The sequence below is a fragment of the Ktedonobacter sp. SOSP1-52 genome, from assembly GCF_016587395.1.
In genome coordinates, this window is record NZ_BNJH01000001.1 from 2,836,020 (window position 1) to 2,862,957 (window position 26,938).

Consider the following 26,938-nt stretch of genomic DNA (forward strand, 5'->3'; position numbering starts at 1 on the left):
ACTGGAAGGATGAGTACAAGTTATCCGAGCAATCTCTCCGATGCGGCGTGGGAGACTCTACAACGCCATCTTCCTCCTTTGTCCAGACGTGGCAGACCCCCAAACCACTCCCTTGGTTCTGTTAGAACTCAAGCCATCCTCCAGGCAGAGCACTCACACTTCTGCTCTGCTCATCCCATGAAAACAGGATGGAACCGGAGTGCTGACCGATGAACTGCCCCTATTGTGCTGCCGCCACGACCAAGAAGCGAGCGAAGAAAACCAAACTGGGCTACGCAACGTTCTTTTGCTCTCAGTGTCAACAGAGCTTTAACGAACGAACCGGTACCCCTTTCAACTATCTAGAATCTCCCATGGACTGAGCACTGGTACCAATGTACTTGAGCAAACCGCTTCATATCCGAGATATCAACAGAGAAGAGTGTAAATAACTATGAGATCTCCACTCTCAGTGACCCATTTCACACCCCAACTGTGAACTAGCTCTCTCTGCGAAGCGAGCCATCTGGAGTAGAATCATCTCAGTCGTATGTTACATTGTTTGCCAAACACTGGAGGATTCAGTTGAATATACATTTTCTCAGAGTCTTTTCCTCTTTTCACTCTCATCTCTACAAGCGTCTCTGCTTCTTCTCTCTTCCACTCTTCCTGATTCTGCTGGCAGCTTGCGGGAGCCCCGCCAGCTCTGCTCAATCTCGCCCAATCGCAACTGCCACTAGAGGGCAATCACACAAGGCTCTCAAGATTCTCAATGCCCAACACAAGGTCAATGAGGTGCAGTGGTCTCCTGATGGCCAATTCCTTGCTCTTCTGATAACTGCTAGCGAAGCCTCGGATGCCCTTCCCAACACGCTCGAAGTCTGGAATGTCCACAGGGGCCAGATGCTCTGGAGAAATGTGCCTGCAGGTCAGAATGTCAGCATCGGCAATGTCGATTGGTCGCCCGATAGCCAACTGCTGGCCTTTGATGTTGATACTTATGGAAACGGCCCAGCCACCACTACGATTCAAGTGGCCCGTGTTCAAAGTGGGCAAATCTCCTGGAGCTATCAGAGCCCCTCACCCTCTGTGGTTGTCAACACCATGCAATGGTCGCCTGATAGCAAACGCCTGGCCGTGGACTTTGGGTCGCAGGTCGCAGCTATTGGCATCGGTTTGCGCGTCTTCGATGCCCTCTCTGGCACATCCCTGGCCTTCAACCCGAAGCTCGGCCAACAACCGAGCATAGCTTGGTCCCCAGACTCCACATCCATCGCCGCCTTTAGCACTTTCCAATCCAATGGTGACCTGGTGCTCTGGAACTTCGCCTCGGGCAGCACGGTATCTGCAGGGGCCACTACCGTTGGAGGAGGAGGGGCCCTCGCCTGGTCACCTGATGGCAAGCGCCTCGCTTTTGCTACAGAATCATCCAATCACATTCTCGATCTCTCAACCAAGAAAGCCCTCTGCACTTTTCAGGTTGCTCTAGAAGGCCCCATTTCCTCTTTCCTATCCTGGTCAGCCGATAGCCAGCGCTTGCTGAATACGGGGTATGAGGGCAGCGGAGTCCAAGCGTGGAATGGAACCACTTGTAGCTCTTTGTTGAGCATTCAAACGCAACGAGATCCCAAGAATAGTGGTCTGGCTGCTCTTTTAGCTCCTGATACGACCCATGTTGCCCTCGCCTACCCAGACAACAGTATCCATGTGCTCGATGCCACCAACAAGACGACCCTGCTCATCTTCACCGGACATACCCAGTTGGTGAACAGCCTGGCCTGGTCGTCCGACAGCACCCTGGTTGCCTCCGCCAGCTCCGACGGCACCGTCCAGATCTGGAAAGCCCTGTAGGGACCCGATCTCTCATTGGATGGAAATCCCAACTTAGAACTGGCCCTTTTTCGGTATTGTCAACTTATTAAAATAATGAAGAGCTTTTCAGAAAGAAGATGAGGGAAAAAAGAATGGTGAGTAGTGAGTGGCGGGTGGTGGGGTGCTACGTGGCTGTTTTCATCCCTATCACCTCGCTCCACATCTGGAATTGTCCTTACATAAGAGCATGATACTCCGAGGCTTTGAAACGATGTCTACGCGGTTGGAAATGCCCAGCGATGAGCCCGAAGGCGGAGAGAAAGCGTTGTGCGTGCTTGACGGATTTGAAGCGACGCATTTTCTTCTCTCTCAGTCGCGTGGGTTGGTGAGCGTTCTCTGCTCGATTGTTCAATCCTTTGTGCTGTCGATGTTCCACTCCAGGCAGGATCTCTCGTTTTGCCGCAGCATACCTCTTCAATTTATCGGTAGTAATCACACGTGGGACGTATTGGTGTCCTTTGAGCAGCTTACGGAAGAAGTGTTTCGCCGCTTTTTAGTTCCGTTGGCTCTGGACCAGGATATCCAGCACGTTGCCATCTTGGTCCACGGCTCGCCAGAGATAGTGTCTCTCTCCATGGATGGCGAGAAAGACCTCATCCAGATGCCACTTGTCGCCACAACAAGGACGACGACGACGCAACTCGTTGGCATCCATTTACCCACATGTGAGGCACCATTGTCGCACGGTTTCGTAGGTGACGACGATCCTACGTTGCGCCAGAAGCTCTTCCACATCACGCGCAACTGAACGAAAAGCGAAAAGAGAGCCAGACGCCGTGACTGATAATTTCAGGTGGAAAGCGAAAACCTTTGTAAAGGGGAGCAGATGTTGATGTATTCATGAAATTCAGTATGCCAGCTTTTCAGCAAGTTGACAATACCGTTACGGAGACTAAAAATTCCATTCCGGCTCTGAGTCCTCACCACTGACTTTGCACCGAATAACCACCCAAGACCTCCGGACCCGGCAAACGATCGAGGGGCAACACCGCGCGTAGCACGAGAAAATCAGCAACCAGCGGGCCTTTGTGTCCCTCCAGGAGACGAAAGCGCTGCCAGGCGGAAGAAGGCCACTGCTTGGCGAGATCCTCCAGCGGCACTTTGGCCGGACTGGCGGAGTGCAGTCGCTCTCGCTGTGGGGCTGGTCCTTTGCGCGAACGAGTCTGTGGCGATATCCAACTGCTCGGACGATCCCGCGGAGTTTGCCCATCGACTTGCAGCAGTGGCCACACCTTGGTATCTCGCGGTACCTCGGCCAAATACCACAACCCCGTCGCGTCCAGCCGTTGTAGGAAGGCAGGAGCGTCACCATATCCCTCGTCACACACGACCCACTGCGCTTGGAGGCGTCCAGAAGCCATGATGCCTTCTACCAACTGCGCCGCCAGTTCGTGCTTGGTTTGAAAGGGAATCTTGTCGGGAATCTGGCACTCCTGCCACAGCGTCTGATGATCCTCATCAAACCAGGACTCAGGCAGGGAGAGACACCGGTCAAGGAGCGCCGCACCCTTGTGGCTGGCATAGCCCAGGAAAACGCCGGCTTGGCAGGTATCTTTCTTCCCCATGTTCCCACACCATTGGGGCGCTACGCCAGCAGAATGCTGCCCATGTTTGGGAAACTCGGAACCATCAACGATGAACGCTCCATCCTCTTCCCCAAGGGTCTCATTCACCAGGCGCTGATGTTCGGCCAGGAGTGCATCATCTTCCCACTTCCCCTCTCCAATGAATTGTTGGAGGGCGCGCACCTGCCGTTGCGCATGCGGCCCCGCTCCCAACAAACGCAGAGCCATTGCTTCGACATTCTTGCGCGGCACTTCAGCTGTGAGGAGTCCACGCAAGTAGACTGCTGCCCACGTCGGGAGAACAACGCCGCAAAATGCTGGTGATACGCCACCAGTTCTTCGGCTTGGGAAGCTACCTCTTCCTAAGCCAAGTCTTGCACCGCCAGTCGACCTGGAACAGGCGGCTGATCGGCGCTTACATCGATCATGAGAGACATCGCGTTTCGCCTCCCTTCTCTTTCAGTCTACCCCATAAAGTCTCGTTGTAATACTAGTATTACAACGAGACTTTTTACCAAAGGAACTTTTGCAACTGAGCCAGGAGCCGCTTGCGATGAGAGCAATAGGCGGCGTAGTTGTGGCGTTGTTGGTAAGCGATCAACGCCAGAGCAGCAGGGAGATCCAGCACGGGTTGAGGCAAGGCAACTTGCAAGAGCAAGCGGACCTGAGCGACGCTGAGCGGGAGAGAAGCGTGTGCATCCAGGCTGGGCAACTCAGTTGGGGCGGGCAAGGGCTGCGTGGTTGTCGGGCGCAAGATCCCCCTCTCTCTGGTTGAGGCGTTGTTGCCATCGAACCAGGAAATGATGGGCCAAAATGACCAGGGTCATGTGATGGTGCCACCCGCGCCAGAAGCGGAGTTCATAGTGGTCCATGCCCAATTCTCCCTTGCATTCGGCAAAACAGGTCTCGATGGGCCAGCGCATCCCACTCACCCGCACAAAGGTGGCAAGCGGCGTCTCCAGAGGGGCATTACTCAGGTAAAATTTCCATTCTGGCTCTTCAGACGAACCGCTGACTTTGCGCCGAATCACCACCCAGACCTCCGGGCCAGGCAAGCGATCCAGCGGCAGGATCGCACGGAGTACGAGAAGATCAGCGACGAGCGGGCCTTTGTGTCCCTCCAACAAACGAAAGCGCTGCCAGGCGGAAGCAGGCCACTGCTTGGCGAGATCCTCCAGCGGCACTTTCGCCGGACTGCTGGGATGCAGGCGCTCTCGCCGAGGAGCTGGCCCCTTGCGTGAGGGGACCTGTGGGTGAATCCAACTGCTTGGACGCGCTCGCTCGCTCTGTCCATCCATTTCGAGCAGGGGCCAGACCTTGGTATCGCGCGGGACCTCGGCCAAATACCACAATCCGGTTGCCTCCAGCCGTTGGAGGAAGGCAGGGGAGTCCCCATATCCCTCATCACAGACCACCCAACGCGCTCTGATCCGACCGGAAGCCATGATCTTCTCCACCAACTTAGCTGCCAACTCATGTTTCGTCTGAAAGGCGATCTCGTCAGGAATCTGGCAGTCCTGCCACAGGGTACGGTGATCCTCAGCGAACCAGGATTCCGGCAGATAGAGCCGCCGGTCCAGCAAGGTGGCCCCCTTGCGACTGGCGTAGCCCACAAAGACGCCGGCCTGACAGTTATCCTTTTTGCCCATGTGCCCGCACCATTGCGGCGCCACCCCTGCCGAATGGCCCCCATGCTTGGGAAAGTCGGAGCCATCCACGATCAGCACTCCATCCTCTTCCCCAAGCGTCTCATTCACCAGGCGCTGATGCTCGGCCAAGATCGCGTCATCGTCCCACTTACCCTCTCCAATGAATTGCTGGAGAGCACGCACCTGCCGTTCCGCATGTGGTCCCACTCCCAACAGATGCAGGGCCATCGCTTCGACATTCTTGCGGGCAACATCTGCCGTGAGCAGCCCGCGTAAGTAGATCGCCGCCCACTCGCGCTGCTCCTGTCGGTAGAACAGCGGAGCAAAATGCTGGTGGTAGGCGACCAATTCCTCAGCCAGAGAAGCTATCTCTTCCGCAGCTAATTCCTGCACCGCCTGGCGGCCCTGAGGTGTTAGTTGGTCGGCGGTGACATCGAACACAAGAGACATCAGCTTTCACCTCCAGGAACAGACTTCCTTTCAGTATACTCCAACAAGTCTCGTTGTAATACTAGAGCATCGGTCAAATAGTGGAGGAGAGAGAGTTGTCTGGGATTTCTGGAAAACGTTGCTTTCCTCTTGACCTGGAGTCCACTCCAGCGTGTATAGTTCTGACATGGAAGCACTATGTACGATTCGACAAGTAGCTCAACGGACGGGCCTCTCCATCGATACTCTGCGTTACTATGAGCGTATCAGGCTGATTGGGCCGGTGAGACGAGCGGCAAACGGCCATCGTCAGTATAGACAGGCAGATCTCGATTGGATCAATTTGATCATACGCTTACGTGAGACCGGTATGCCTCTCACGCAAATCAGCTACTTTGCTCAGTTGCGCCGCCAGGGTCCACAGACGACCACGGAACGTCATCTCATCCTGGAAGACCACCAGCGCCTTCTAGCACAACAGATACAACAGCTGATGCAGCATATGGAGGCGTTAACCGAAGAAATTGTCTGTTACAAAGAGCGGGAAGAGATCCTGGCTGCCTCGTCTCCTGCCATCCCTTTTCCTGCGACGACGACAGAAGAAGAGGAGGGAATACGATGACCATCACTTCTCCATTCATAGCCCAGGCGACAGCTACTGACGTAGTTGCTGGACATGACCTGAGCGGGAAAACGGTGCAGGTCGCTGATGCCTCATCGGGTTTAGGTATTGAGACCACCCGTGCATTGCTCTCAGCACATGCTGAAGTGATACTCTCTGTATGCTTCCTCGCAAAAGGAGAGCACGCTGCTCAGCAGTTGCGCGAAACCACGACTAATCAAGAGGCACATGTTCTGGAAGTGGATCTCGGTTTGCTCGCCTCGATCCGTCAGGCAGCATCGCAGTTTCTTGCTCGGTGGGCCACCTTGCATGTCCTCGTGAATAACGCAGGGGTCATGGCTCCTCCACAGGGCGTGACCTTGGATGGCTTTGGATTGCAATTGAGAACGAACTATCTGGGGCATTATCTGTTAACGCGCCTGTTCCTTCCTGCCCTCCTCGTTGCAGCACCACCTCGTGTCGTGGTGCTCTCATCCAGCACCCATCATCGTTCTGACATTCACTTCGAGGACCTCCAGTATCAGAATCGCCCCTATGACAAATGGAAAGCGTATGGGCAGTCGAAAACAGCGAATGCCTTGTTTGCTGTCGGCCTGACCCAATATTCTGGAGGCAGAGGCATTACCGCCAATGCAGTGAATCCGGGTGGGACGCATACCGGACTGCAACAACACTTGTCGTCAACAGACCTGCTAGCGCTTGGGTGGATCGATCAGGAAGACCAGGATACCTCCCATTTCAAATCTCCTGAACAGGGGACGCAACGTCAGTATGGGTCATGTAAGAGTACTGCCGGATGTGCAACTGGTGCCTTTACAGTTGTATTTATTCGGGCGGATAGAGTCAAAAGAATTCATAAATACATGTGCGTGTGAAAGCTCTTGATGCTCAATGAGAGAAGAGGGAAAGAACAATGACGCAGGAATCAGACAAACGAATCATCGTTGTGACCGGAGCGGGCAGTGGCATTGGACGCGCCTGCGCTCAGCGGCTTGCCGGACCAGACGTGAATATAGTAGCTCTCGACCGCAATCGAGACTCGGCCAGGGAAACGGTAGCCTTGATCGAAAAGGGGGGATTCCAAGGGGCCGCGGTGGAATGCGACATCACCCAGCGCGAAGCCATTGTCAATGCCTTCGCCTCTCTCGGCTCAGTTCATGTGCTCGTCAATAGCGCTGGGGTGGAAGATGAAAAGACGCTCGAAGGCATCGCTCCAGAAGATATGCGCCGCATGTACGAGGTGAACGTCGTTGGCCTCTTCAGCGTGTCCCAGGCCGCTCTCGCCCGAATGTCGGAGGGCGGGAGAATCATCAATATCGGCTCACGTGCCTATCTTGGGTCGCGCCACCATGCCCATTACGTCGCCTCCAAAGCAGCCGTGGTTGGCCTGACGCGCACCATGGCGCTTGAGCTCACCAGCCGGCAAATAGCGGTCAACGTGGTCGCGCCGGGTCCGGTCATGACACCGCTGCTGGCAGGACGGTCTCAAGAGAACCTGGCGCAGTTCGCAGCCAGCTATCCCGGCGGGCAAATGCCTGAAGCTGAGGACATCGCTCAGGCCGTGGCCTTCTTTGCTGATCCCGCGACTCGCTTTATCACTGGGCAGGTGCTGCTTCTCGACGGAGGTCGGTCCCTTGGAGGCAGCGCGTGAGCACATCTGTGAGCATTACACTCCTTCATACTTGTACAATACCACTATGCTCATATACCACAAATTCGCCTGCTGATCATTTTTGACAGAGGGGGGAATATGGAGTCTCTCCTCACTATTCCCTCTTTTCCTGAAATTACCCCTGAAAAACATATACTACTTTATCAACCGCCCTTTCCATTTCTGATCTTTTCCCCAAGCCGAAAGAAAGGTGCGTGATGATGTGACCTTCGTTCTGGCAACCTCCCGTAACTCTCTCAGCGAGAGATCTGGCGATCATTCAGTGCATTCGCCGAGTCAAACTGTTTGTGTTTCTCCGCCACTCTCGGAACGTCCTCTTCGGTAAGGAGTTTCAGGAAGAATTGGCAGCCGTGTATCCAGATAGCCCGTTTGGGCAACCACCCATTCCACCAGTGTAACTGGCTCTGGTCTCTCTTCTGCAAGTCCACACGAGTGTCTCGGATGATGGAGTGATTGAGGTGACGCTGATGGATCGTTGGTGGCAGGTCGTACTGGATTATCTAGACGCCGATCAAGCACCATTTAGCAAAGGCACGCTCGTGGCCTTTCGGAAGCGACTCATTAACGTTCAGATGGACCGGCAGCTTGATCGAACGAACCATTGAGATCGCCAGACAAAGCCCAGCACGCAATTTGCTGGACCGTTTCTCTCAGAGGAAGTGGGAAGTGCTCCGATTCCTCCATGATTTTGCCCTGCCTTTTGGCAACAACCAGGCCGAGCGTAATCTCAGGATGATAAAGGTGCAGCAAAAGGTTTCTGGCTGATGGGGTTCCAAGCATTCTGGTGGTGCTTGCTCCATGTATGGAGGTGGTGATCCAGCAACACACTGGACAGTGCTTTTCTTCCACGCGATGCTCTCTCACCCAGAGCCACTTGGCAGACAGATCGATGACCTGGCGTCGTTCTGGGATAATTGCTGGCTGCAAGCGCAGATCGTGGTAGCACCTTTCACACTGTTGAACTGGATGAATGAGTATTTCATCTGGCGTCTGGACTTGCCGTCGGTGATGTCCACGATGGCCCTTTTGTCCATCAGGTTTCTTCCCACTCGGCTGCCGCAAGCTCTTGGGAGGACGCCCAAAACGATCCGGTAACGACATGTTGACCTGGGGAGCAAATTTTCTCAGTTTCATTCCCATCATCACAGAACCTTCCTTCACTCAAAAAAAGAAAAGGCAGCTTCCTACTCTGATTACGTTTCCCTTGGTTTGAGGTTTTTCAACAGGCTGGTTCGTTTGTTGCAACTCACTTCCAAACCTCTTGTATGCCTGTCCTATTGCGACGCCTCGCCACGTGCAGAGCTCTCCTCTGCTCAAACATGAAGTAGGCCGCCAGCGAGGTACTGATGCTGTTCCGACCTGCCTGGGACGCCAGGTGGTTTCCTGAACTCAGCCCTTTTCCAACGGCCCCTTCCCGAACGTGACGGGCGCCTTTCAACGCATCATCGCTCTCCAGAGATCAGTGCCTTTTCAGCACCACTTTTGAGAAGGATCTTTTGACACATCCATGTCAACCCTTCCTTTTACGTGTGATCTCCTGTCGTCCTTCGCCCTGTGTGTGAATTCCCCACACGCCTTGGTGGAGCGTAACTTCCACGACTACTACGGCGACTCTTTAACCATACCGCTCTCGCGGGTTAGGTCGATCCTCAGTTCCTCCAAATGTCTCCGTCTGTACGTAGGTGCCCAGTTCGTCATTTCCCTCTCCGTGAGGGCTGGCTCCAACGAGAGCTTGCAGCGGAAATAGTACCGTTCCCCTGCACATTGGACACAGGCGATCATCCCGTTCCTGTGGGCTGCCCCTCTTCCGCCATGACTTGGATTCAGCCAATCAAGACTTCACCATATACAGCGTCACTTACTGACCTCTGGCTCCTGGGACTGGAGCTTCACCAGCATTTTATACGACATGCTATTTTCCCTCCAACCTTTTCAGGCGAAGGTGTCCCCGCTTCTCAGCGGATAAGTCGCTGTGTTACTCACCTTGCTCTAGTGAGCTTACCCCGACGGGTAAGAGAGACATTTGTGGCACAAAGGCGCACTACTACGGGGGCTCCGTTCCCATGGGATGAAGTAGGCGGCGAGCGAGGTCCATTTTGGGCCTTCTCTCACCGCCCCTTCCCGAACCACACAGGACCGTTTCCGCGTCATGTGGCTCTCCAGAGGTAGCCTTTTGCCAGTTCAGCAAATGCACATCATGTGCGCTTCCCCCTGAAAGGCTGTCCTCCTGCACTGCTTCCTCCTGTAGACGATCTTCTCGTCTTCCCTGGTGAGGCGTCACTCTCACGAGGTACTCCCAGTGCTCTGTTCCCATGAGTTCGCGCTTTTAGGTAATCCCATGTTCCGTCATGATGATACGTCCGAGCACGACGTAGGACACTGACTCATGTCCTTACATGGCTTCATCAGCCATTCCCCAGGTGAGGAAGTTGCATCAGGCGAGAGGCCCTCCCGATGCACACCATGGCATCGGTTTCAAATGCTCTACCGATGGGTCTTGGTATAGAACGATTAGCAAATCTCGGCCAGACGCACTCCACTGGTGTCTGAGTTCTCTGCGTCACGGTGAGAACGAGAAAGAGGTTCATGTATTTGGAGTGAAGTCAAAGAAAATGCTACGCCTCACCAGGGGGCTGAGCTTGCTTCGTGAGAGAAGATGGCCAGCGTAATTTTCTCACTCACATTGCCTACCAAGGGCAATTTGTAATATCTCCCTCTCCAAGCCATGACCATTCCTACTCCCCAGGCTACTATCGCTCCACTATTGAGGACGAGGGCGTAAAGGACAGTGACCACAATGATGAAATCCAAGGAGGTTGCCTGCTCCTGCGGGGCTGGTTGGGAAAGGTGATGCGTCTGAACAGGCATGAAATGGAGTGCCGTTTTGGAGAGAGCAGAGACAACCCCTATAAAAGCGATATTGCACAGAGTGACGATTCCAAACAGAAGCAGTGATTGTAGACTATGAAAGCGAACGTAGCGGTCTTTTCGAACAAAGAGGAATATGAGTAGACCAGACCACCAGAATGCGCTATAGCTGAAGATTGCCAGAATTCGTGAAGCGCGCGCGAGGATTTCTCGTTGCTCTTCACGAGAAGTAACCGTTGCTGGTTCGGGTGTGGACGGGTGTGGGGGCAGCATCTCATCTTCTCTGAGCAAGCCTAAGTCGTGAACCTCTTTACCAAAGAGGAGGGAGAGTTTCTCTTGGTAATAGGGAGAAGGTGATGAGTATCCGCGTTCCCATCGACTGACATTACCCGCATCAGTCCCGATCTGTTCGGCCACTCGTGCCTGGGACCATCCACGCTGCTTTCGCACCTCTTTCAAGCGATCATTGGGTTTCATTGTTCTCCTTCGCCCTGAAGCTATTCAAGTGCTCACAAATACCTCCATTCCATGCACCGGGGCAAGAGTATGCCCCAATACTGCTCACCTGGGCATGTCCTTCTGTGAGCTGGTTGCCTAGCAAATGCTTAGTCTTCTCCATTGTACCATAGGCTGTCGCCAGGTATGCTTGCGTCGGAAACCGAATTGAAAGACATGCTGGCCTTGATCATCGTATTCCACCGTGAGATCTGGTGTTTCTGCACGCTCCCAGGTCGCCTTTGCGTGTTTCTCGTCTTTCGGTTTTCAAAACCGTGTTTACCACCTTATCGTTAGAAGGAGTTTTCATGTATGTGTTTTTGTCATCCTCATCAGGGGTTGGTGCGACATATGAGTCTTATGGTGCGCTCTCTTGTTGTGTTGAGTCTATGGTTTGGCTTTTTGCTGGGGTGTGTGTCGCCAACGGAGGCGCAGACAGTGGAACGTTCATCTCCTCCCACCTCATTGGGAGATCCACAGGAGCTAGAGACATTTTTGAACGGTGTTATGACGAGGCAATTGGCTGACAATCACATCCCTGGTGCCACGATCTCGATTATCAAGGATGGCCGCATCCTCCTGGACAAAGGTTACGGGTATGCAGATATCCAGCAGGGGCAAAAGGTCCAGGTCGACAGGACCGTGTTTCGCCTGGGATCGGTCAGTAAGCTGTTCACGTGGACGGCGATTATGCAATTGGTTGAGGAAGGGAAGGTCGATCTTCATGCAGATGTCAACACCTACCTCAAAACATTTCGTATCCCCGCTACCTATTCTCAACCAATTACGATCGAGAATCTGCTGACGCATACAGCTGGATTTGAAGATGGTACGATTGGGCAGTTAGTCCCCCAGATGCAGGACCTGGAGCCCCTGGAGATATGGCTTCCCAAACATATTCCGGCGCGCATCTTCCCTCCCGGCGTGGTCACCGCCTATTCCGATTATGGAGCGGCATTGGCAGGCTACATCGTTGAACAGGTCTCAGGAATGTCTTTTGAGCGCTACATTGAACAGCATCTCTTCCAACCGCTAGACATGCGCCAGAGCACCTTTCGCCAGCCGTTACCAGATGCCCTTTCGGGCCAGCTTTCCCACGGCTATACCTACAGTAACGGAACCTACCACCCAGGTTCTTTTGAGGACATTGAAACCGTTCCAGCTGGAGCCCTCAGTTCAACGGCGACCGATATGGCCCACTTTATGATCGCACAGTTACAATTGGGGCGCTTTGGTCACGCTCGTATCTTGCAGGAAACGACCACGCGAGGGATGCAACAGCAGCATTTTACCAATGACTCCCGGCTTCCTGGGATGACGTATGGCTTCTATGAACAACAAATCGATGGACAGCGCCTCATTGGATATTCTGGTGACACGACGTTGTTTTATTCGCTGTTGATGCTCCTGCCAGCGTCTCATGTGGGTCTCTTTGTCGCTTTCAACAGCCATGGTGGAAGCACGGCTTCCCAAAACTTGTTACAAGCTTTCATGGGCCACTATTATCCAGCCCCTCAGACAACCTCGACCGCGCCACTGGCAGGTTTTTCCGAACGTGCTCGTCAGATCGAGGGGACCTATTGGTCAACTCGCCGCAACGAAACGTCCTATCAAAAGGTGGGATACGATTTGCTATCCCCGATCACGGTGAGTGCTTCTGGTCGTGGACATCTTGTTATCAAGGGGATAGGCAGCCAGGATATCAATCTGGCAGAAGTCCAGCCGTGGATCTTTCAGCGGACCGATGGGCTCTCTGATACAGTCATTTTCCAAAGCTCGGGCACTGAGATGAACATGTTTATCGGAAATCGTCCCTACCAAGCCTATCAGAAAAGAGTCTGGGCTGAAACACCTGCTTTTCAGGTGGGACTCCTGTTGCTCTGCCTGGTCCTTTTCTTGGGAGTGGATCTTTCGGTGCTTGCCTATCTCCTGAGGGCGATCAGGAGGAAGGTACGTTTGAAGCCTACGGTTGGAGCATTCCGATCCGAACTTCCCCGGTGGTTGGGATGGACCGTGAGTACACTCAACGTGATTGTTCTGATCGGGCTGTTCCTGCTCTTTTCCAGCAACGATCCCTATGTAGTACAATTTGCCATGTCACCAGCCCTTGTAGTTATCATGATGTTGGCTAGCGTTTCTGCTCTGCTCACCCTGGGGTTGGTTTTCTGTAGCTTCCAGGTGTGGAGGTTGCCCTCCTGGAACCAACGGCAGCGTCTCTTCTTTGTATTCCAGGCTCTAGCTGGGGTTGTTTTTAGCATGGATCTGAGCTTCTGGCATCTGTTGTGGCTGCCCTGATGAGGGCAACCCTGGTCAATGGACCTACCCGGCTCATTTCCTCTCCAAGGTCTACGATCAGCCAACGAAAGGCAGAGGATTTGGAGGCTTTGCAGACCTCTGCCTCATTTCAAGGTGTCATGCCTCCCATTGGAGGGAAAGCCACAGCTCAAGGAATGGATGCTGGTGGCACTCTCCATTGGATGAGAGATTGGGGAGGTGCGGTCATCTGAATACGGTCGTACCCAGGTGCCCGAGCGTCTGCTTCGGGAGCTTATAGGCTGACGCTCTGTGCTGAGCGTGATGGTGTGATGCGTACGCCGCTCCTCTCATAGTGCGCATTACAAGGTCCGATCTCGCTTTATTCTCTTCTGGCTCTCCTGATCGCGCTACTCTGTCGCGTGCAGCCTGGTCCGCCAACTCCAGGCTTTCACCACTGTCTCTATCTGGACGACACAGCGCTAGCTCACCGAGTTCGCACGCTTATCCAACCTCAGTAAATCGGCAGGCCGTCCTTACCGGCTCGCGGGCGCTGGAACATTATCGTACTGACATGGTGCTTACCGATGATACCGTACTCTCGAAAGAGCACACTGGAGATTGATGGTGCGTTTGTCTCTGAGTTTTGAGCCCGATATACCCAGGTTGAACGTGATATATCTTGTGTGCATGATGCTCATTCCTTTCAGGAAAGAATTCACGACCTCTGAGAAGAAGAATCGCCTCCTCTAGACACGGAGAAATTGATGGACAAGAAGCGAGAGAAAGACCACACAAAGAGATTCCCCTGGCTGCACGTACGAACGCTTGGCCTGATTGTGTTCATTGGTATCAATTTGCGCACGGCGCTTCTGGCGATCCCGCCCATCGTACCATTACTCAGTCATGATCTCCATCTCACCTATACCCAGACGGGCCTGCTGACTTCGCTGCCGACGCTTGTCATGGGAGTCGTCTCATTGCCAATAGGATTGCTTATCGGAAGGTGGGGAGGGCGCATCATGGTCGCGTTTGGCCTCCTGCTGGTCGCACTCGGTGCTTGCTTGCGTGCCCTTTGGCCTGCCGTCCTTCCACTCTATCTCTTTACAGCGCTCCTCAGCCTGGGAAGTGCTTGTTCCCAGACAGCGATCCCCGCGCTGATTCGCCAATGGTTCTCGACCCGGATTGGTTTGGCTACCGCGCTCTACAGCGACGGGCTGGTCATCGGCGAGACATTGGGGGCGATGCTCACCATCCCAGTGATGCTCAATTGGTTTGGCCGTGACACATGGACCGGCACCTTTGTGTTCTGGAGCATTCCCGTCGTGATCGCCCTCGTCCTCTGGCTGTGGTTGGCTCCGGCAAATACGGTCAACCAGAGGCGTTTGACCTTCAAACAGGCTGGGTCCAGCCCTCATAGGTCATCCCGCCGATTTGTTCCCGTCAATCCCTGGACGCTTGGCTTGTTAGTTGGGGGCGCACAGCTCATCTACTTTGGTACGAATGCGTGGATCGCTTCCTACAATCAGGCGGTCCATGCTCCAGCCCTCACCTGGCTTGCACTTGGCGTACTCAATGCAGCACAGCTGCCTGCCAGTTTATTTGCGACCCTGTTTGCGCACAAACTGGTGGGCCGGAAACTCCCTTTCATTATCTGTGCGTTGCTTTGCCTGATCGCGCTGGTATGTTGGATATGGACACCAGTGATTCTCGAGCCTCTCTGGGCTGCGGTCATTGGAGGCACAACAATCCTCCTCTATACACTGGCCATTACTTTACCTGCGCTCCTGGCGAAAGAGGAGGAAGTCGCACCATGGACGGGTACTATGCTGACGGTAGGCTACCTCTTCTCGTTTCTTGGCCCATTCATCGGAGGCTGGCTCTGGGATATGGTTCATATTCCGGCAATTGCGTTTCTCCCGTTGGCTCTTGCATCAGGAGTCGTCCTCGTGCTCGGTGTGCTCTTGCCTATACAGCAACCTCCCGCACACAGGGCCTCTCACCGAGTTGGAGGCGAAAGTCGCGAGCTGCGGATTAACTGAAGGCATATCTTAGATCGAAATAGCAACATTGCTGCTGAATTTCTGAACGATTGACCGAGCCGGCCCCATTGCACTGCCTATTTCGCAAGACGCCTTATGGCAGAAATCGCTGTGCGGTCACAAACATGGTACGAGGGAGCGCGGGATTGAGACAAGTTGGTAGCGGGGCATACGGCCATCGCCTATACCGCATGGCAATTGTGCTCAGTGGAGAGACGGAAGCATCCCATCTCAGGTCACGAAGCCATAGTTATGGCTCATCGACCCCAAACTGCCAGGCATTGCCCTGGCGCCTCCGCTGGTCTTGATGCGATGTGCTTAATGCAGCTTTATTAACGATGGCAAAGCTCAGCCAACTGTCAGCAACAGCAAGCTGTGAAACGGTCTCCATAATGCGCTGTACAATAATCGCCTGCAAATAAAAGAGGAGCCCTTCAATGGGTATTGTCAACTTGCTGAGTGGCTACAATTTCTGGTAGACTCAGAGTCATGAAAACACAGACACCCGCATCCCCCTATAAAGGCTTTCGCTTTCCGGTTGAGATTATTGGCCATTGCATCTGGTTGTATTTCCGCTTCTCGCTTCCGTTTCCGTGATGTTGAAGAGATGATGGCAGAGCGTGGGGTCGTGTTGACCTATGAAATCATCCGGCAGTGGTGTTTGAAATTTGGCCAGACGTATGCTCATGAACTGAAACGCCGTCGTCCAAAAACAGGAGACAAGTGGCACCTGGATGAAGTGTATCTCAAGATCAATAGCAAAACCCACTACGTATGGAGAGCTGTTGATCAGTATGGAAACGTCCTGGATATCCTGGTCCAGAGCCGACGCAACAAACATGTGGCCAAAAAGTTCTTCCGCAAGCTACTGAAAGGGTTGCACTATGTCCCACGCGTGATCATCACCGACAAGCTGGCCAGCTACGCCGCCGCAAAGCGGGAAATCATGTCGAGTGTCGAGCATCGCCAACACAAGGGTTTGAACAATCGAGCGGAGCGTTCACATCAACCGACGCGGCAACGTGAGCGAATCATGCGACGATTCAAATCACCTGGACAAGCCCAACGATTTCTCTCTGCTTTTGGGCTGATCTTGGATCACTTTCGGACGAAACGGCACTGTCTCACTGCAAGGGGTCACCGCGCCCTCATGCAGGATCGTTTTCTGGTCTGGAGCAACGTGACCAAAGGGAAAACGGCCGCCTACTAGGGAACCATCCCCTCCCATCCTCCGCTTCCTTTCTCCTCTTCCCCTTCTCCTCCCAAAAAGCTCTTCCACTCTTTCGCTAAGTTGACAATACCTAATACATGACCCCCTCTTACTGCTTTCCAAACACCTGCTCCACCATCCACCGGTCTAGGAGAATACAGACCGGCAAAAGAAACCAGCCAAAGGCCACTGCGTAGAAGATTGGCCACGTGGTAAGCGACCAGCAGAGATCAGCCCAGCTTGTTGTATGCTGACCGAACTCGTCCAAAAAGTAGCCGTGCACCAGCCAGCCAAAGAGCACGTCGGCATCCGCCAGCACGTCCGGTGCAAACACGCCACAGCCGAAACCTGCCACTGTCGCAAGCCCTATCCTTGGCGACTTTAGCACCACCCTCATTATTGCCGACTTTGGCACCGCCTTCAACGTTGCCGACTTTGGTATCACTACAAACAGCCACCACAGCAACATATTCAAGAAAGCCACAGCCACAGATCCGACAAGAAATTTCACCATCTGCTCAGGCGAGAAGAGATTGCCCCAGTGGAGCACAAACTGGATGATGAGACAGATCATGAATATACCTGCATACACGACAAATACGATCATTCCTCCCAGAACAAACACTGCCTGTCCTGGTGAAAATCGCTTATTGATGGGAGGCGAAGAAACCATAGAAACTCCTGTTCGTTCCAATTATCCTGTACTCTCTTTCGTTGTGATCACATGCTCCCACAATGACCCAGGAAAAGCATGGGTCATTTGTCCCATTGGTCTCCCTCTTCTGCCACACTTTCAGCAGACGATGCCATCGCGAACGTGCCTTCAGCAGATCATACAGCTACGAACGGCTCGTAGCAGCAGGAGATGCTATTTGGATGTCTTTCAGTAGAGAAAATAGGCAGCACAATGTGCTTGTTTCGCTCGATGCAAAAAGTTGTGTCGCACCCGTGTCTCGTTGGGTTTATTGTTGGTCACACCTTGCTCGGTACAGGAACCTCTTCTGTGACCGATCTGGAGCCAGGGCCAAACGGCCCGACGGTGTGGCAGCAATTTCCAGCAGAACACTACCCGACGCTCCACGCGTTGTTGCCGGAGATTACACCGTGGAATTCTGATCACGAGTTTGACTTTGGCTTGCAGGCACTGTTCCAGGGCCTGTTTGAAAAATGAGAAAGAGATGCAACAGCATGAAAACAACGGGAAAACACTACAAGATAACAAATAAAGAGGTGCAACTCGCGGTCAGCGAGACCGGGCAGGGGCAAAAGCTCCTGTTCTTCAACGGCGGTGTGGCAACACAAGTGTCCTGGAAACGAATCATTGGCGAACTCGGGGCAGTATCGGCTCGTGACCTTCGATTTTCGCAACCATGGGAAAACCACGACCTCGCACAATACATCCCTTGAGAGCTTCCTGACGGATGCGGAAACCATCATGGACGAAGTGGCTGGAGATCGACCGATCCTGGTCGGATGGTCTTTGGGGGCAGATCTGGCTGCCTGGTATGCGGCGAGCCATCTGGGGAGGGTCGCAGGGCTATTTCTCATTGACGGGGCGGTACTGGTCAACCTGGTGACTGATCCTGATGAGATGAGAAGCCGACTCAACACGCCAGCGATGTGGATCGGGCCAGTGCTCTTATCTCTGGTAGGCATGGGGTATCGACTCACGCCTTCCGAAATGGCTACCGTGACCATTGAGGTGAATACGCGCCGCGAACAGCTTCTTTCGGCGTATAACCAGTTAGATTGTCCAGTCGAACTGGTTCTGACAACGAAAACGGTTCGGGAGAAAGGGGCAAGTGCCGAGCAAAAAAATGCGCGATGGCGGGCTGGTGGCGAACAACTCGCACACCTGTAACCGGCATTTGCTCTCCAGTGGGTGGACAATACGCATTTCCTTCCATTCACAGAACCAACCAGGTTCGCCCGATCTCTCGATGCGTTTGTCCAACGCATTCAGGCTGGCTCGCCAATCCCAACGGGACACCAGCGACCTTCACCAACTGACTCGGGAATGAAAACACAGCAAATGGAAAGGAAATGAGTGAGGATGTGTTGCAAAGAGTAAACTGACACTGGCGCATACTCTCGTCTCTCGGCATATACTTCCTCATAGTGTGCGTGTCAGCATGCGGAGCCGATAGCAATGCCTCTCACATAACTTCCACGCCACAGAAACCCATACCTCCTCATCTACCCCGTATGCAAGGGGAACGACATCCCCAAGCCACCCACCTTTCAGAGCCAGAATACTGGCAACGAGACGGACATCCTCTGGTCGCCTGATGGCTCTCGCATTGCCACTTTTGGAGCCAACGATGATGCACCAAACATCCTAGAAGTGTGGAATGCTCAGAACAACACGCTTGCCTGGAGCACGACAACTGGGAGCACCCATGCTTCCTTTTATCACGTGGACTGGTCGCTCAATGGTAAGAAGATCACCGCCGTCTTCAGTGATGGATCATCCAGCGTCAAAACGTGGGATGCCGCCACAGGGCATCTCCTCTGGCAGAAGGAGTACCTACACAATGAACCAGATCCAAGCGAGATTGCATGGTCTCCTGATGGAAAGTTTCTCGCTGTCAGCACAGGAACCCAAACAGTTCTTACTGGCTGGGGGGTCAGCGTCTTCAATGGGAGAACTGGGAAACTGCTCGCCTTTAACAAAAAGCTTTCAGGTTCTCATGGGGTAAACAGCATCGCTTGGTCGCCAGATTCCACAATGATCGCTACAACTGGAGAAAAGCTCTCGCTGTGGAACGTGAGTAGTGGCACGACGAGCACCGTAGCACCTACAATAGATTACCACGATGTTGTTTCCTGGTCGCATGATGGATCAGCACTGGTCTTCGGATCTTATGGCGTCTTTCAGGTGATAGATGTCACCACTACGACTACGCATTGCACCGCGACCTACGCTCCTGGAGATAGTACTCCAATGATGCGTATAGCGTGGTCAACCAATGATCAGAGCGTCTTCACTGCCAGTTTTGATCTGATGCTGATCTTCAATGTCTCCAATTGCGCCATACAGAGGATCTCCCCCTATAAGGCAGGGATCACTCCCAATCCGGTCGTGCAATGGTCTCCGAATTCCAAATGGGTTGCGCTTTCAAATGGGAAACCTACTGTGCGCATGTATGACGTTACCAGGGGAACATTTGCAGAGCAATTCGAGGATGACATTCAAAAGACGGTAGTCAATGTCAGTTGGTCTCCGAACAGTCACTTGCTGGCGTCCATTGATGTAGGGGGCACCGTCATAATCTGGGCGCTCAGGTAAAAGTGCACTATCTCTTGACGGTAATTTTCTCCAGATGGAAGTAATATACGCTTTGTGCTAATGGTTTAAACGGCAAGATCGGCTAGAGCGGTGTTCATACGTGCTGAGCTGTTTTCCTTGCCTCAGGAACGGGATAGCCACAATGCCGAAACCAGCCAAGCGTATCCTGAGGAGAATACTGGGCAATGCCTGGATGATCGCGTCTTGGAGTGCCTCGCGCGTGCGCGCACCGACGCGTCGCAAGATGGTTTTCAGCTTGGAAAAGGCGCCCTCAATCGGGGAAAAATCTGGCGAGTACGCTGGCAAAAACAGGAGCTGGCAGCCTCTGGCGTCGATGACCTGCTTCACCCGAGGCCCCAGATGAATCGAGAGATTGTCCAGGATCACGATCTGCCCCGGGTGCAGGCTGGGAGCCAGGATCTGCTCGATGTACGTCTCAAAGGCGGCAGCATCAGCCGAGCCATCCAGCAGCATAGCTTCACCTATGCCTTGCACAGACAATGAGGCAATCAGGGTCAGGTTCGCCCCGTAGTTGCGGGGAACCGTGCCGATGGCACGCTTTCCTCGTGGCGCATAGGCGTACAGCGGCGTCATGTTGATCCGCGAACCAGTCCCATCCACGATGACCAGATCCTGGGTGGACAACTGCTTGGCTTGTTCCCGCCAGGCGGACCGTTCCGCTTCATCCTGTTCGCTGGCTCTCAGAATCTTTTTTTTCGTGTCCAGTCCAACGCCATCCGGGCCCGACTGATACTCGCCGGACTGACGTGGATGCCGTGGGCTTCGTGGAACAGGCGGCAATGCTCTTCCCGCGTCACATCGGGATGGGCTTCGAGTTGCGCTTGTAGATGGGCCTGCAACACTGCTCCTTTCACCACAGGTCGTCCGGGAATCGCTTTGGGCAGGACATGGCCCACTTCTCGTCGTTGTTTGAGGTAGCGTTTGATGGTCGCGGCCGAGACGCTGAACGTCTTGGCGACCACGGCTTGGCTTTGTCCGGCATCAATGGCGTGCAGCACTCGGTGCTGCACATCTTGAGAATATGCTTGCATCGTTGAGATCTTGTCTAGAGTTCCACTCCCCGTAAGTGGCGTCAGGACTCTGCCATACCAAAGCCTCAATTACAGTACTACACGGTATAACAGTTCCACTCCCCGTAAGTGGCGTCAGGACTCTGCCATCATATGACTGATTGGGACCCAACCGCACTTTCCCTGCTGATCGCAGCACCAGAACCATCCGCTCTCCTCCTGCTTGATGAGGAGTTCCTGACCAGTAGTCACCGTGAGTTCTCTGGCATTATAAGCAGCGTGAGTGGTTCCCGTCTGACCATCTGTATCCATCTGGATGATAGTTTTCGGGACCCAGCCGCTTTTTTCTCGCTGATCGGTACACCAGACCCAAATCCATGCGGGATTGTTCTCCCAGGCATCGGTTCTTTCGCTCACGGTAAACGCTTCGCCAGCTTCAACCGCAATCGGGTCAGCAAACTCGGCCTGATAGTCCTTTGCAACCCGGCATATTCGTTCGGGATCTGTTGGCAGTCTGCTCATAAGGCACTCCTTCACACATCGGTCCTTCTTCAAACCTTTGAGATTGACACCGTTCTATCTTACCAGATCGCTCAACAATTATGAACACCGCTGTAAATTGAGATGATGTGAAACGAGGGAAGAAATATGGCAAGAAGACTGGAGCCTCCCCAGAAGCAACTTGCTTTTGCCATCACGCACCTGCCTTGCTTTGCACACATTCACTCTATCATAGACAGAAGGTGTTGGTAAGCTGACCCATGGAGGTGGGACGGCAAGAGTGGAGAGAGGCGAGCAAGATGTTGACGTGGGTGAACGGGATGCGTTGGAGGTGGTGTATCTGGTTGCGTCTAGACGAAGCGTGTGATGCTGAGAGTGAATAAAAGGGGAGCAGCAGCCTTCACTGTGGCTGATTGTGTCCACTCTCGCAGAGAATTGCCTGTAGCCAGAGGAGGGAGTGATGGAGGAGAGCAGTGGGGAGGAAGGGATAAGGGGATAGCACAAGGCCGAGGTACATTCACGATCGGTGCTCCCTTCGTTCGTTTACGTGAGTCAGGCTGAACGAGCAGCAGCAGCAGCCACAGTGAAGGCTGCTGCTGTGTTAGGAACCAGCTTTTTACAACACTTCATCCCTGTTCCGAGTCATTGACACTATTGCCTGCCCAAAGAGTGTTAAAGCATTGTTGGTCTGCTCGTGTACTATCAATGATGTGGCGGAGTCGATGGGGAAATGTATCCTTACGTAAACGAAGAAAGGCTTTCGGTGAAACTCCCGGTTCTGGGATATAGGGGAGTGCTTTAAAAGGATTTTTTGGGGAATATTGGTTGTAATCATTACAAGCTCTGCAACAAAAGACAAGATTAATCCCACTATCCCACAGATCCTTGCTAATCCCCAAGCGCTCAGCAGCATTTCTTGGAACAACGTGATCTAAAGAGAGGAATTTCCAATGGATGTGATCTTCAAAAGAAAATTCACAATAGGCGCAGCATAATAGCTCAGGGTTTTGCCCAAGCTGGCAATACAATGCATAAGAATAGACCCTTCGAGACTCACCATTGTCGGTATTGAGCGCTTTTAACGTATTAAGATCATAGGGCAAGTAATGATCTAGTGGATCTGTAATAGTATGATCCTGTTCCATGTGATCCTCATTATCAGTAATCATATTTCCTCCTTATTTTAACTAAGCTCTATAAGAGACGCGCTACAAGGACGCAATTTTTGTAACAAAGCGATAAAACGTAAACGAGACACACTCCAAGGCCCGATTTTGGGCAGCAAAAAGGCGTGGATAGCCTCAATCCACCCGGAAGGGGATGTATTCAGGTTATCCACGCCGGTAAGCGTGACTTTATGCATTGATATATGTATACATATGTAGATGCATTTGTGCTATATACTATAGCAAAATTGAGTGGGGCAATGCAAGAGCTTTGAGGGTGATTTCGTTGTTTTTCTATTTTTATGCTTCATGTTGTTGTACTTACCAATTCCCCCTCGACGCTGCTGGCGCGAAGGACTTGCTGTTTTCCTATCTGTTTTCCAGAGAGGGGGCTCAAGGGGTATCGTCGTTGGGGATATCGAGGCCTACATCGGCGATGTAATAACGGCCGTCGAGGGGTGAGCGTTCGACCACGCAGTAAGGTTCAAGAGGTGGGAGGTCGTGGGAGGGAGGATGTTGTTGTGCGAGCCAGGTGGCCAGGGCCTCTGGGAGGTCAGACATGTGTGGAGCAAGCCAGGCAACAAATTCCAGGGCTTGCTCTGGTGTCAGACGGATGCGGCGACCATCGGGGAGCAGTATCTCGAAGGGAGTATCTATAGCCATAGGTATCTCCTGAGTAGGACAGCGTACGAGGGGCCACTGGTCTTTCTCTCTCTTACGAGTATACAGCATTCCTCCTTAGAGGACGGCAGGATGAGCGTGATAGGTCCTAGGTGGCTAGACCCTGTCAGAAGCGTTGTTATATACTACTGATGTTACCCCGCGAGTAAAGAGTTTCATCCATGGTATGAGCGTGAAAGAGCGAGTCCTGACGGCCCGCTCTTTTTTTGCGGGTTGCGAGCAGGCGGGAATGCGAGTGCGTTTACGCCGGATGTGCTCGACCTGGTGCAGGCGCTTCTTGGAACCATCTATGTTCCTGGTTATCGATACAAGCGGGCAGGGGTGTATGTGACGGAGTTCAGTTCTCAAGAGATCTTTCAGAGGGATCTCTTTGGTGTGGTAACGTCTGAAGGCTATGCGCGGCAGGAGCGGGTGATGGACCTGGTGGACGCGATTAAATGAGCAGTGGGGCCGTGGGACGCCGCGCTTTGGGTCGCAGGGGACGCAACGAACGTGGTTTAGATCTTATCCGAAAACCGCTACTTTGGCAAAGATTAATTGAGCACAGGCGAGGTGCAGAAAAGCGAGGTAATTCTCGACTTTCTTCTCCCATCGCACCAGGAGCCGACGTGAGCGATTGATCCAGGAGTGGGTGCGTTCCACTACCCATCGCCGTGTACGATGACCGGGAAGACGTATTTTCTCCTGCTTCTCTTGCCCGCGACTGCGAATATGAGGCAGATAGTGTCGGCTCTCGACCTCTTGGCACGCTGGTGCTCCATCGTAACCTGCATCCAGACAGAGATGCTGAGGATGCTCTTCTGTTGGTTCGGGACGCATGATCACGATACCATCCAGGGTGGCACGGAGCAAGCGTACGTCGTGACGATTAGCCCCATCAACGACAAGGGCCAGGGGAATCCCTGCTCCGTCAGTCAAGAGACTGCGTTTGGTTCCGCTCTTGCCGCGATCGGTGGGATTGGCCCCAGTTGCGGCTTTGCCGAAAGGGGCCTTCGTCATCGCTCCATCCACTGCTTGCCACTCCCATTCAATCCCTTGCGCCTCATCATACTTGCTCAATCCTGCTTGCCAGAGCACTTTGAACAAGCCCGCTTGCTCCCACTCTTGAAAGCGGTCATGCACCGTTGAGCTCGCTCCCAATTCTCTCGGCAACGCATTTCATTGGATACCCATGCGCAACACATAGATGATCGCCGCAAATGCTTGCCGATCATCCATTCGTGGCCGTCCTCCTTTAGCATGTGAGGGCGCTGGCGGGATCAGTAGCTTGACTTTCTCCCACCATTCATCACTTACTTCCCACGGGCGTGTTCGTGGCATGGCTTTCCTCCTCTCCTGGTCTTTTCCTCGTTTCCGAGATCCATCTATTCTCTTAACCCATCCAGCCAGCCACTCATCACCTCACTTACTTGCCTATCCGTTTCCGCATCCACTGCCATCGCCTCTTGCAATGGGATGCCAGGCAAGACGCGTTTGTAGAAGTGTTGGAGATCAGGGAAGAAGGCCAACTGCGTTGTCTCAGGATGGACCGTATGTCGCGCCTGATAGAGCCGCTTCCCATTGTCTGCATGGACTCCCGACTCATCCATGCCCCCCTGTATAACTAGGACCGGGCAGGGCACCTTTGCGATCTCGATGCATGGATCGACCGCGTCGTAGTCGCGCATGTATTGCTGCCACTCGTGCGCCTGAGGGGTATCGCTGTCCCAACTCTTCACAAAGAACTCCATGGTCGGATCAGCTTTGATATCCTCTGTGAATGGCTTCCCTGCGCGCATGAGTTCGAAGGCGTGGATATAGTTCGTCGCATTGACTTTGAACGCTCCAAAATCGATGATCTCCCCCTGCTCCTTTGCCATTTCCTGGGCTTTGTGAATAAAGAGATCCATATAGCGTAGTGCTGGTCCTGAGAGGCTTACGAAGGCATCAACGCCCATCTCGGACTGTTGCGCAAGCATCATTCCATGCACACTCCCCTCGCTATGCCCTGCAACTGCCAGCCCCTTCGCCAGCGGTACCATCTCGCGAAGTTTCCTGACTGCAGCCTCGGCTATATATCGTTGCCGTGGGAAGATACGATGCGTCATAACCCGCTTCTCATCCACTATTTCTGCCCCTGTTCCTGCTCCATACTTGGCATAACGCAATACCGCATGTCCTCGTCCTGCCAGTTGCTGCGCCAAGTCTGAGTACATATGGGGCTTCATCGGTGTTCCAGGATAGTTTCCATCCACGTCGTTGGACATGGAACCGGGAAGAAGAACGATCCTCCATTTCACTTTTGGCCCTTGCGGCAAGGTGAGTGCTGCTGGAAGCCGATATCCCTCTATTTCTAACACCAAGTGCTCTTCTCGATAGGACTGTTCCACCTTTTTTCTCCTTCTTTTCAAACGTTGCCCTTTGACTGAGAACTAGAGAAGAGTGTACACTCTCCAGTAACTGGAGAATCAAGTCTTTCTTGAGGAGAGTATGAACGAGCCACACGAGAAGTTATACACCATTGGCGCCGTCGCAAAACTGACAGGGGTGCCAATCAAGACGGTCCGTTATTACACGGATATTCACCTTTTACCTGCCACCCACAGAACGGAGGCACACTTTCGCCTCTATTCAACCGAAGCGATCTGGCAACTCCAATTGATTCGCGTGCTACGTCAACTTGCATTCAGCTTGGAGGAAATACGAGCTATCATCGGCGGAAATCTCTCGGTGAGCACCGCCATCGACTGGCAACTGGACGCGGTCGCACACCAGATCCACCAGCTTCAACGGGTTCAGGAGGTTTTACAACAAGCGAAAGAGGCCAGGCACCAGCCAGAACAATCCATCCAGACCCTCTATGAGTTAGGCCTGGCGTTAAGCGAGAACGTGGCTGAACGCAGCCACTTTGTCACCGAGAAGTTGCATGCACTGGTGGAGCAGGCGAACCTGCCAGAGGAATGGCGACACCATCTCCTTGACCACTTCACTTGGCAATCGCCAGACACGCTCACGACGAAGCAGATAACAGCTTGGACAGAGGTTGTCAGCATCCTCAACGACCCGGCTTTCACTGAGGAAGCGCTCCGTTTGAACTCACCCGCACCCCACCAAGCAACCAGGCAGATGACTATTGCCGAGTATAATGAGCAAGCGCTCACGCTTATTCAACAGGCACAATCAGCCGCATTAAAGGAAGAGCCTCTCGAGAGCGAGCCGGTGCAAACGTTGTTGAGAAACTGGATCAGACTCATTGCTGCATCAACACAACAAGCAATAACATTGGCATTTCTGCACGATCTGTTTGCCCAGCTTTTCACCTCTTCGAGCGAACGCATGCAGCGCTTCTGGACGCTCATGGCGTTGCTCAGCGGACGTGAAGCACCTCCTTCCTACAAAGAAGGCTTCGATCTGCTGGCTGCTGGTTTGCGCTTCCTCCTCTCGAAACCAGAAGCGCTCAGCGCTGTGTTGGATGATCACTCTCAAGAGCAGTAACAAAAGACCCACTCAGGGGAAGGAGAGAAAGCAAAAGAACTATCTTGTGAGAAAATACCTTTTCTCCTCTTTCTTTTCATTTCATTAGCACTCCCACATGCCAAGACAATTACAGGTTTTCGGATAAGCTCTTAATATTT

26 protein-coding genes and 6 pseudogenes are annotated in these 26,938 nt (G+C 53.2%); 17 read left to right on the forward strand and 15 right to left on the reverse strand.

Features of this window, described 5'->3' with window-relative positions; genetic code table 11:
- Positions 1-9 precede the first annotated feature (9 nt).
- From JMJ16_RS13575 to JMJ16_RS13580, 3 genes and pseudogenes are all read left to right on the forward strand, one after another.
- Positions 10-123: pseudogene (locus JMJ16_RS13575) on the forward strand (transposase); the annotation flags it as partial.
- An 86-nt stretch (positions 124-209) separates the two neighbouring features.
- Positions 210-359, forward strand: a pseudogene (locus tag JMJ16_RS54215) (IS6 family transposase); the annotation flags it as partial.
- Between the two features lie 205 nt (positions 360-564).
- The gene (locus tag JMJ16_RS13580) at positions 565-1,830 is read left to right on the forward strand and encodes a WD40 repeat domain-containing protein (protein ID WP_201382010.1); all 1,266 of its coding nucleotides are present in this window, start codon (positions 565-567) and stop codon (positions 1,828-1,830) included.
- A 196-nt stretch (positions 1,831-2,026) separates the two neighbouring features.
- Here the strand turns inward: JMJ16_RS13580 and JMJ16_RS13585 are convergent.
- From JMJ16_RS13585 to JMJ16_RS13600, 4 genes and pseudogenes are all read right to left on the reverse strand, one after another.
- A pseudogene (locus tag JMJ16_RS13585) lies at positions 2,027-2,693 on the reverse strand (IS6 family transposase).
- A 78-nt stretch (positions 2,694-2,771) separates the two neighbouring features.
- Complete coding sequence (locus JMJ16_RS13590; protein ID WP_236601571.1) at positions 2,772-3,668, reverse strand: transposase; 897 nt, start codon at positions 3,666-3,668, stop codon at positions 2,772-2,774.
- Between the two features lie 259 nt (positions 3,669-3,927).
- Positions 3,928-4,170 (reverse strand): hypothetical protein, encoded by a 243-nt coding sequence (locus JMJ16_RS13595; protein ID WP_201382012.1) that lies wholly within the window; start codon positions 4,168-4,170, stop codon positions 3,928-3,930.
- Complete coding sequence (locus JMJ16_RS13600) at positions 4,130-5,515, reverse strand: IS701 family transposase (protein WP_201382014.1); 1,386 nt, start codon at positions 5,513-5,515, stop codon at positions 4,130-4,132. The genes JMJ16_RS13595 and JMJ16_RS13600 overlap by 41 nt, the downstream gene beginning before the upstream one ends.
- 151 nt (positions 5,516-5,666) lie before the next feature.
- On the opposite strand from JMJ16_RS13600, the gene JMJ16_RS13605 reads away from it, so the two are divergent.
- From JMJ16_RS13605 to JMJ16_RS13630, 6 genes and pseudogenes are all read left to right on the forward strand, one after another.
- Positions 5,667-6,116, forward strand: a complete 450-nt coding sequence (locus JMJ16_RS13605; protein ID WP_236601466.1) for a MerR family transcriptional regulator — start codon at positions 5,667-5,669, stop codon at positions 6,114-6,116.
- On the forward strand, positions 6,113-6,991 hold the full coding sequence (locus JMJ16_RS13610) for an SDR family NAD(P)-dependent oxidoreductase (protein ID WP_201382016.1): 879 nt from the start codon (positions 6,113-6,115) through the stop codon (positions 6,989-6,991). Before JMJ16_RS13605 ends, JMJ16_RS13610 begins: the two co-directional genes overlap by 4 nt.
- 38 nt (positions 6,992-7,029) lie before the next feature.
- Positions 7,030-7,767, forward strand: a complete 738-nt coding sequence (locus tag JMJ16_RS13615) for an SDR family NAD(P)-dependent oxidoreductase (RefSeq protein ID WP_201382018.1) — start codon at positions 7,030-7,032, stop codon at positions 7,765-7,767.
- A 488-nt stretch (positions 7,768-8,255) separates the two neighbouring features.
- Positions 8,256-8,393: a hypothetical protein gene (locus JMJ16_RS13620; RefSeq protein WP_236601467.1), complete on the forward strand. Its 138-nt coding sequence runs from the start codon at positions 8,256-8,258 to the stop codon at positions 8,391-8,393.
- Positions 8,394-8,400: 7 nt separating this feature from the next.
- Positions 8,401-8,550 (forward strand): annotated as a pseudogene (locus JMJ16_RS13625) (transposase); the annotation flags it as partial.
- 36 nt (positions 8,551-8,586) lie between these two features.
- Complete coding sequence (locus JMJ16_RS13630; RefSeq protein ID WP_201382022.1) at positions 8,587-8,883, forward strand: hypothetical protein; 297 nt, start codon at positions 8,587-8,589, stop codon at positions 8,881-8,883.
- Positions 8,884-9,832: 949 nt separating this feature from the next.
- On the opposite strand, the gene JMJ16_RS13635 is transcribed toward JMJ16_RS13630, so the two are convergent.
- Both JMJ16_RS13635 and JMJ16_RS13640 read right to left on the reverse strand, forming a co-directional pair.
- The gene (locus tag JMJ16_RS13635) at positions 9,833-10,102 is read right to left on the reverse strand and encodes a hypothetical protein (RefSeq protein WP_201382024.1); all 270 of its coding nucleotides are present in this window, start codon (positions 10,100-10,102) and stop codon (positions 9,833-9,835) included.
- 308 nt (positions 10,103-10,410) lie between these two features.
- Positions 10,411-11,133, reverse strand: coding sequence for a helix-turn-helix domain-containing protein (locus tag JMJ16_RS13640; RefSeq protein ID WP_201382026.1), 723 nt, complete (start codon positions 11,131-11,133; stop codon positions 10,411-10,413).
- Between the two features lie 456 nt (positions 11,134-11,589).
- Between JMJ16_RS13640 and JMJ16_RS13645 the strand changes: the two genes are divergently transcribed.
- Together JMJ16_RS13645 and JMJ16_RS13650 are read left to right on the forward strand one after the other, a co-directional pair.
- Positions 11,590-13,446, forward strand: a complete 1,857-nt coding sequence (locus JMJ16_RS13645; RefSeq protein WP_201382027.1) for a serine hydrolase — start codon at positions 11,590-11,592, stop codon at positions 13,444-13,446.
- 725 nt (positions 13,447-14,171) lie between these two features.
- The gene (locus JMJ16_RS13650) at positions 14,172-15,446 is read left to right on the forward strand and encodes a CynX/NimT family MFS transporter (protein ID WP_201382029.1); all 1,275 of its coding nucleotides are present in this window, start codon (positions 14,172-14,174) and stop codon (positions 15,444-15,446) included.
- A 250-nt stretch (positions 15,447-15,696) separates the two neighbouring features.
- Here JMJ16_RS13650 and JMJ16_RS13655 read toward each other — a convergent pair whose 3' ends face one another.
- Positions 15,697-15,864 (reverse strand): hypothetical protein, encoded by a 168-nt coding sequence (locus JMJ16_RS13655; protein WP_201382031.1) that lies wholly within the window; start codon positions 15,862-15,864, stop codon positions 15,697-15,699.
- 71 nt (positions 15,865-15,935) lie between these two features.
- Between JMJ16_RS13655 and JMJ16_RS13660 the strand changes: the two are divergent.
- A pseudogene (locus JMJ16_RS13660) lies at positions 15,936-16,656 on the forward strand (IS6 family transposase).
- A gap of 109 nt (positions 16,657-16,765) precedes the next feature.
- On the opposite strand, the gene JMJ16_RS13665 reads toward JMJ16_RS13660, so the two are convergent.
- The gene (locus JMJ16_RS13665; RefSeq protein WP_201382033.1) at positions 16,766-17,329 is read right to left on the reverse strand and encodes a hypothetical protein; all 564 of its coding nucleotides are present in this window, start codon (positions 17,327-17,329) and stop codon (positions 16,766-16,768) included.
- A gap of 252 nt (positions 17,330-17,581) precedes the next feature.
- Between JMJ16_RS13665 and JMJ16_RS13670 the strand changes: the two genes are divergently transcribed.
- From JMJ16_RS13670 to JMJ16_RS13680, 3 genes are all read left to right on the forward strand, one after another.
- On the forward strand, positions 17,582-17,827 hold the full coding sequence (locus tag JMJ16_RS13670; RefSeq protein WP_236601572.1) for a TetR/AcrR family transcriptional regulator C-terminal domain-containing protein: 246 nt from the start codon (positions 17,582-17,584) through the stop codon (positions 17,825-17,827).
- A 117-nt stretch (positions 17,828-17,944) separates the two neighbouring features.
- Positions 17,945-18,517 (forward strand): alpha/beta fold hydrolase, encoded by a 573-nt coding sequence (locus tag JMJ16_RS13675; protein ID WP_374228960.1) that lies wholly within the window; start codon positions 17,945-17,947, stop codon positions 18,515-18,517.
- A 483-nt stretch (positions 18,518-19,000) separates the two neighbouring features.
- On the forward strand, positions 19,001-19,945 hold the full coding sequence (locus JMJ16_RS13680) for a WD40 repeat domain-containing protein (protein ID WP_236601468.1): 945 nt from the start codon (positions 19,001-19,003) through the stop codon (positions 19,943-19,945).
- A gap of 57 nt (positions 19,946-20,002) precedes the next feature.
- Here JMJ16_RS13680 and JMJ16_RS13685 read toward each other — a convergent pair whose 3' ends face one another.
- From JMJ16_RS13685 to JMJ16_RS13705, 5 genes are all read right to left on the reverse strand, one after another.
- Positions 20,003-20,746, reverse strand: a complete 744-nt coding sequence (locus tag JMJ16_RS13685; protein ID WP_201382039.1) for an IS630 family transposase — start codon at positions 20,744-20,746, stop codon at positions 20,003-20,005.
- Positions 20,647-20,997 carry an IS630 transposase-related protein gene (locus JMJ16_RS13690; protein WP_201382041.1) on the reverse strand — a complete coding sequence of 117 codons (351 nt, stop codon included), beginning with the start codon at positions 20,995-20,997 and terminating at the stop codon, positions 20,647-20,649. Before JMJ16_RS13690 ends, JMJ16_RS13685 begins: the two co-directional genes overlap by 100 nt.
- Before the next feature lie 114 nt (positions 20,998-21,111).
- Positions 21,112-21,498, reverse strand: coding sequence for an SH3 domain-containing protein (locus tag JMJ16_RS13695; RefSeq protein ID WP_201382043.1), 387 nt, complete (start codon positions 21,496-21,498; stop codon positions 21,112-21,114).
- A gap of 605 nt (positions 21,499-22,103) precedes the next feature.
- On the reverse strand, positions 22,104-22,646 hold the full coding sequence (locus JMJ16_RS13700; protein WP_201382050.1) for an HNH endonuclease: 543 nt from the start codon (positions 22,644-22,646) through the stop codon (positions 22,104-22,106).
- A gap of 390 nt (positions 22,647-23,036) precedes the next feature.
- Positions 23,037-23,306 carry a hypothetical protein gene (locus JMJ16_RS13705; protein ID WP_201382052.1) on the reverse strand — a complete coding sequence of 90 codons (270 nt, stop codon included), beginning with the start codon at positions 23,304-23,306 and terminating at the stop codon, positions 23,037-23,039.
- A gap of 231 nt (positions 23,307-23,537) precedes the next feature.
- Here JMJ16_RS13705 and JMJ16_RS13710 point away from each other — a divergent pair, with 231 nt between their 5' ends.
- Entirely contained in the window at positions 23,538-23,765 is a 228-nt protein-coding gene (locus tag JMJ16_RS13710; protein WP_201382054.1) for a hypothetical protein, read from the forward strand.
- 63 nt (positions 23,766-23,828) lie between these two features.
- Here the strand turns inward: JMJ16_RS13710 and JMJ16_RS13715 are convergent.
- Positions 23,829-24,644 (reverse strand): annotated as a pseudogene (locus JMJ16_RS13715) (IS5 family transposase).
- A gap of 44 nt (positions 24,645-24,688) precedes the next feature.
- Positions 24,689-25,693, reverse strand: coding sequence for a S9 family peptidase (locus tag JMJ16_RS13720; protein ID WP_201382056.1), 1,005 nt, complete (start codon positions 25,691-25,693; stop codon positions 24,689-24,691).
- 100 nt (positions 25,694-25,793) lie between these two features.
- Here JMJ16_RS13720 and JMJ16_RS13725 point away from each other — a divergent pair, with 100 nt between their 5' ends.
- Positions 25,794-26,798, forward strand: a complete 1,005-nt coding sequence (locus tag JMJ16_RS13725) for a MerR family transcriptional regulator (protein ID WP_201382058.1) — start codon at positions 25,794-25,796, stop codon at positions 26,796-26,798.
- Positions 26,799-26,938: the final 140 nt, after the last annotated feature.